Source organism: Burkholderia sp. APQ4-4ca (assembly GCF_057837105.1).
The window spans coordinates 1-5,795 of the sequence record NZ_JBYQCG010000161.1; the positions used below are offsets into that span (position 1 = coordinate 1).

Below are 5,795 nucleotides of genomic sequence, written 5' to 3' on the forward strand. Positions count from 1 at the left end.
GGTCGAGCGCGATCGGTAGGGTTTGGCCCAGTTTTTGGCCCGCCCCAACGGCGCGAATCGATGACGAATCGACAGCGGCTCGCGAAAAGTCGATCTGGTCTGCTGCTCGCAGCTTCGCGAGCAGCAACTCGTGCAAGCGGTCCCACACGCCGGCCGCCTGCCAGTCGCGCAGCCGCCGCCAACATGTCACGCCCGAGCCGCAACCCATCTCGGCAGGCAGGTCGCGCCAGCGTAGTCCGGTCTCGAGAACGAACAAGATGCCGGTCAGCGCGGCGCGATTCGAAACAGGCAGGCGGCCCGGGTTCTTCTCGCGCCGCGGCTTGGATGGCGGCAGTAACGGCTCGATCAGTGTCCACAATTCGTCGTCGATGATCGGCTTGCCCATCTCCTCGGCCTCGGTTGTTCCGATGCCTGAGGTTAACAGCTCGCCGCGAAAGTTAACAGGCCCACGGGCTCTTTTTGAAACCGTCTCTTAGTGATGGTCAGGCATTGGTGGGCGCACGGCGTGTTCGTCGCGATGGTCTCTTCGATATATCACCCGTGAACGCAATGCGCAGCGTGCCCCGATTGATCTTTCATCGCATGGCCTCCGTCCGCTCGACGAAATCGCTCGGGATTTATACACGTCAAACTCCGGATGAGTCAAAGCGCGTCACCCAAAAAACCACAACGATCAAATGTAAAAAATCGCAAACGTTCCGAAACAATTTACAAATTTAAATTGCTTCCAATATTTTCGAGATAAATCACATTCGAGCCGCATGACGTTACTCAAAGTAACTGGAAACTCTGCCGCGCTCCCTTGCTACACGATGATCCGTGCGTTTTCCATTGATCGCACGCCATCCTATTTTGCACCTCTCGAATTCACCCAAAAAAATCCAAATATCCCAAAAATAATCACCCGGCGAATTGTAAATTTCGTTCACATTTCACATCTCTCAATTAGTAAACCAAATCATATGGACATTCACAAAATAGGTTGCACATCCGAAAAGATGTCGTGTATAGGTTACGCCCTTGACTTGAATAACGAACAAACGAATCACACGAGAGACCATGCGAATCGCGAAGCCGCTATGGCACGAGGGCCTCATCCTGACCCAGCAGCATTTTCAGCAACAGGATAGATGGGCCGAATTTGCGCTACGTCAGTACGCCTGCGCGGCTGTCGCACAGCCGTGGGGAACGCTTGCCGTCGAGGTCGACGAAGAAGCGCTGTCGACAGGGCGCCTGAAACTCGCCCGCCTGCAGCTGTGTTTTCCGGACGGCACGCCGATCGATACGTCCGTCGCCGATACGCTGCCGCCTGCGCGCGACCTGACGCAAGGTGTGCCGGCGGACCTGCAAAGCGTCGTGGTGTTCGCAGCGCTCGCGTTGCCGGACGCGAATGGCAGCAACTGCCGTTTCGACGAGGCGTCGCTCGCCCGCCCGCGGCGCGCTTACCGAGAATTCGTCAAGGTCGCGGACCTGAACGGGACCACCGAAGCCGAAATCGCGGTCGAACGGCATGCAGTACGGCTCGTGTTCGACTTCGAGTCGCACGCCGACGACACAATCTGCGCGATCGCGCGACTGACGCGCGGCGCCAGCGGCCAGTTCCAGATCGATCGACAGTTCGTGCCGCCGTGCCTCACGCTCGCCAGCCATCCGCTGCACGTCGAGCGGATCAATCGTCTGACGGACATCCTTCACGCCCGGACCCTCGCGCTCGGTACGCGTCGTAGCGAACGCATGACCGACGTCGCGGAATACGGCGTGGCCGACGTGCAACTCTTCTGGCTGCTTCATTGCATCCACGCGGCGTGGCCTCAGTTGCGACTGTTCGCTGCGCATCCGAGCCGCCCTCCGGAGCATCTGTACACGGCACTCGCGCAACTGACGAGCGCGCTGATGACATTCTCGACCGAAGCGCAACTCACCGATGTTCCGGTGTACGACCATGTGCGCGCCGACGAGGTGTTCGCGAAACTGGAATCGCTGATTCGCACGCTGCTCGACGCCATCATTCCGTCGCGGGTCGTGTCGATCGGCCTCACCCGCAAGGGGCCGACCACGTGGACTGGCCAGTTCCTCGACGAGCGGATCGTCGCGGATGCCGCCGACTGGTACCTGTCGGTCAACGCGCCGATGCCCGCATTCGAGTTGATCGAGCAGTTTCCACGGCTATGCAAGATCGGCGCCCCCGACGACGTCGAACACATCGTCAATTCGGCTTTGCTTGGCGTCCCGCTCAAGGCCGTCCAGCGCGTGCCAGGCGCGATCCCTGTGCGTCTGGACAATCACTATTTCGCGCTGGACGCGTCCAGCGCCGTGCACGCGAAGATGCTCGCTGCGCGAGCCTGCCAGATCTATCTGCCCGCGTCGGTACCGGACGCCTCGCTCGAACTCTATGCGGTGCTGCGTTCATGAATGTGTTGACCTCCAATCGAAGCGATACCGCCCTGATGCCGAACACGACGGGCGCCAGTAACCTCCCCGGCGACGGGATGCGCGATCTGCTGCGCGACACCGCACTGCTTGTGACCACGCTCGCCTCGGGCGGACAGACTCAGGACGCGGTCGCGTTGCGAGCGCGCTGCAAGCAGCTTGTCGAGCAATTCGCGAGCGCGCTGCAGCACCGGGGGTTTCCGGACGACGTGCGCAACGAGGCGCTCGTCGCACAGTGCGGGCTGCTCGACGAAGTAGCGCTGCGACACTTGCCTGGCGAATCCCGGTCCGCATGGGAGCGCGAGCCGCTGCAGGTGGAGCAGTTCAACCTGCACGAAGCCGGTGAACGCGTGTTCGATCGGCTCGACGCGCGCATGCGCGACCCAGCGCCGCCCGTCGCGTTGCTCGAGTGCTACTCGGCCATCCTCGGAATGGGATTCGTCGGCCGGTACGCCCGTGACGGCGAAGCCGAGCGGATCGCGCTGATCGCGTCTTTAAATGCCAGACTGGAGACGCTGCGCCCCGCCCCCGATCGGCCATTCATCGCGGATCGCGTCGGACGGCGCTTATCTGACTGGTTCTACCGGCTGTCTCCTTGGGCGATCGCCGGACTCGCATGCGCGGCTGCCACGATCGTATGGAGCATCTGGTCCGCCACTCTCGACGGACAGCTCGCACATCTTGTGGCGGCAAAAGCCGTTCGCCCGTGAAATCCGACCTGTCTGTTCTCTCCACGGAATCGAAGCGGCCGCCTGATCGCGGGCACGAAGGCCTCGGGTATCCGTCGCGGCTCATGGTCGCGTTCGCAACCGTGTTGGCGCTCGCGGTGACCTGGCTGGTACTTCCGCTCGGGTCCGGCGTCGCATGGGCACTTTCGGCCATCGTCGGGATTGCCGCGCTCGCGCTGATGGTGTGGTGTACGTGCACGCTTGGCCGCGCGCGTAGCCAGAGCGCACATGTGCTGACCGCGCTGGGCGCGGCGACAGCCGACATTCCGGTGAAGCTGCGCACGCGCATGCCGCTCGTGCTGGTGACCGGCGACGGACTGCCCGCACTGTTCGACCGTATGGGAGAAGTCCGTCGCGTACACCTCGGCGACGGCGGCATCTGGCTGCGCGTCGATCGCGCTCAGGATCTGCCGCGCATGGCCGTTGCAGTCCGGCAGTGGCGCGGCGGGCGGGCCCCGGACGGCGTCGTGCTGTCGGTCGCGCCTGCGCTGCACGCGGAAACCGACACGCTGACCCAGAATCTGCGTGCCGTGCGGCAGGCCGTCGGCGATGCCGCTCGCATGCTGGGTACGCGACTGCCGGGCTATGTCGCGGTGTACCAGCGCCTCACCACTGGCCCCGTCGACCGCTCGACGCCGGTGTGGTACGGCGTGTCGTCGGCCACCCGCCTCGCGGTCGGCGAACGTTTCGAATCCGTGGTTCGCGCGGCGGAAAACCAGGTTCAGCGCGCGGCCGGCGATTGCGTTGCAGCGGCACGCGCCGCCGCGCTGGCCTCCATCGTCGGCTGGACGCAGCGCGTGGTTTTCGGCGCACTGACGGACCGACAACAACCCGCATCGCCATGGGCGCCGTTCGGTTCCGGCTGGATTGACTACGGACCGGCGAGCGCATGTCGGAACCCGTGGGAACGCGATGTCGAAATGCAGACGCAAGTGGCGCGTGTCACCACCACCGCCTCGCCGACGCCGTGGCCGCTCCCGCAATCGCTGATCGAAGCGATACCGCGACGATACCGGACGTCTCCCCGTCAAGCCGCCGTGGGCCACGCACTCGCCCTGCTCGCCTGCGCCGCTACCGTCGCATTCTGGGGTGCGGCCAAGAACAACGAAGCGCTGCTGGATCGTATCGCCGCCGATCTCGGCCGCTATTCGACGATCCCGGAAACGCACGACACCGCAAAGCGGGACGCACTGCAGGCGCTCGTGGCCGATCGCGATCAACTCGATCGCTACGCGCGCACCGGTATTCCGCTGCGCCTGTCGTTCGGCATGTATCGGGGCGCGCAGCTGATCCCCATGCTGAACAACGCGATCGCATCTTACGAGCCGCCGCCGCCTCCTCCCGCCGTCGTCTCGCTCGACAGCATGTCGCTGTTCGACAGTGGCAAGGCACTGCTGAAGCCGGGGTCGAACCGTGCAATGGTCGGCGCGCTCGACATGATCCACGCGCATCCCGATAAACGCATCCTCGTCGCCGGCTACACCGACAACGTGGGCAATCCGGACAGCAACCTGAAGCTTTCGACCGCGCGCGCGGAAGCCGTGCGCGACTGGCTGGTCGACGCATCCGGCATTTCCGCGACCCGGTTTGCGATTCAAGGCTACGGCATGACGCGCCCGCTCTCGAGCAACGACACACCCGACGGACGCGCGCGAAACCGTCGCGTGGAAATTACCCTGGTACCGGACACGGGAAGGTAGCAATCCAGGTTCAGTCCCCGAAGCAACCCGCTTCGGGATTCTCAAGCCCAGGGGCCCGCTCCTGGCAAGTTTAGTAGTACGTACAGTGAAATATAAAGGAGCAAGGCAATGGCAATTCCGGCCTACATGTGGCTCAAGGACGACGGCGGCGCCGACATCAAGGGCTCGGTGACGGTTCAGGAACGCGAAGGCAGCGTCGAACTCGTCGCATTCGACCACGGCGTACATATCCCGACCGACGGCAATACCGGCAAGCTGACCGGCACGCGCGTCCACAAGCCGATCACGCTGACGAAGGAAACCGACGCGTCGACGCCGTATCTGTACAAGGCCGTGACGAGCGGCCAGACGCTCAAGTCGGTCGAGATCAAGTGGTACAAGATCGACGATGCGGGCAAGGAGAAGGAGTACTTCAACACGAAGCTCGACAACGTGAAGATCGTCGCCGTGAATCCGGTCATGCACGACATCAAGAATCCGGCCTACGAGAAGCACAACCACCTCGAAAACGTGGAGCTTCGTTACGAAACGATCACCTGGTCGTACAAGGACGGCAACATTATCCACAAGGACACCTGGAACGAGCGGTCCTGATCCCTATCGACGGTCGAACCGCCGGCGCCTCGAGCGGTTCTTTTGCCAGCCTGACCGGTTCAGGCTGGCCTTCCTGTTCCCGAGACCCAGTCCGGCCAACGACTGCGCGTCGCCCCTTCCCTCTCCAGACATCGACATGACCCCGCGCGACACGACCCACCTGCTCCGCCGACTCAATCCGCACTGCGCGAAGGCGCTCGAAGCGGCCGTGAGCTTATGCCAGACGCGTCTCGCGGACGAGATCACCGTCGAGCACTGGCTGCTGAAACTGATGGAGGCCGGCGACGGGGACATCCCGGCGATCCTGCGGCACTACAGTATCGACCTCGACACCGTCTGGGAT

Annotated in this window: 5 protein-coding genes and 1 pseudogene; 5 read left to right on the forward strand and 1 reads right to left on the reverse strand. The window is 63.1% G+C overall.

All coding sequences use genetic code 11. From position 1 onward, the window contains the following. A pseudogene (locus tag AC3IFE_RS18840) lies at positions 1 to 385 on the reverse strand (transposase); the annotation flags it as partial. 674 nt (positions 386 to 1,059) lie between these two features. Here AC3IFE_RS18840 and tssK point away from each other — a divergent pair. The 5 genes from tssK to AC3IFE_RS18865 form a co-directional block, all read left to right on the forward strand. Beyond that, the gene (gene tssK / locus AC3IFE_RS18845) at positions 1,060 to 2,412 is read left to right on the forward strand and encodes a type VI secretion system baseplate subunit TssK (protein ID WP_489191546.1); all 1,353 of its coding nucleotides are present in this window, start codon (positions 1,060 to 1,062) and stop codon (positions 2,410 to 2,412) included. Continuing rightward, entirely contained in the window at positions 2,409 to 3,140 is a 732-nt protein-coding gene (locus AC3IFE_RS18850; RefSeq protein WP_089468906.1) for a DotU family type IV/VI secretion system protein, read from the forward strand. Before tssK ends, AC3IFE_RS18850 begins: the two co-directional genes overlap by 4 nt. Next, on the forward strand, positions 3,137 to 4,858 hold the full coding sequence (locus tag AC3IFE_RS18855) for an OmpA family protein (RefSeq protein ID WP_489191547.1): 1,722 nt from the start codon (positions 3,137 to 3,139) through the stop codon (positions 4,856 to 4,858). Before AC3IFE_RS18850 ends, AC3IFE_RS18855 begins: the two co-directional genes overlap by 4 nt. Before the next feature lie 108 nt (positions 4,859 to 4,966). Further along, positions 4,967 to 5,452 (forward strand): Hcp family type VI secretion system effector, encoded by a 486-nt coding sequence (locus AC3IFE_RS18860; protein ID WP_069617558.1) that lies wholly within the window; start codon positions 4,967 to 4,969, stop codon positions 5,450 to 5,452. A gap of 136 nt (positions 5,453 to 5,588) precedes the next feature. Then, the coding region (locus AC3IFE_RS18865) for a hypothetical protein (RefSeq protein WP_489191549.1) at positions 5,589 to 5,795 on the forward strand (207 nt) is incomplete at its 3' end.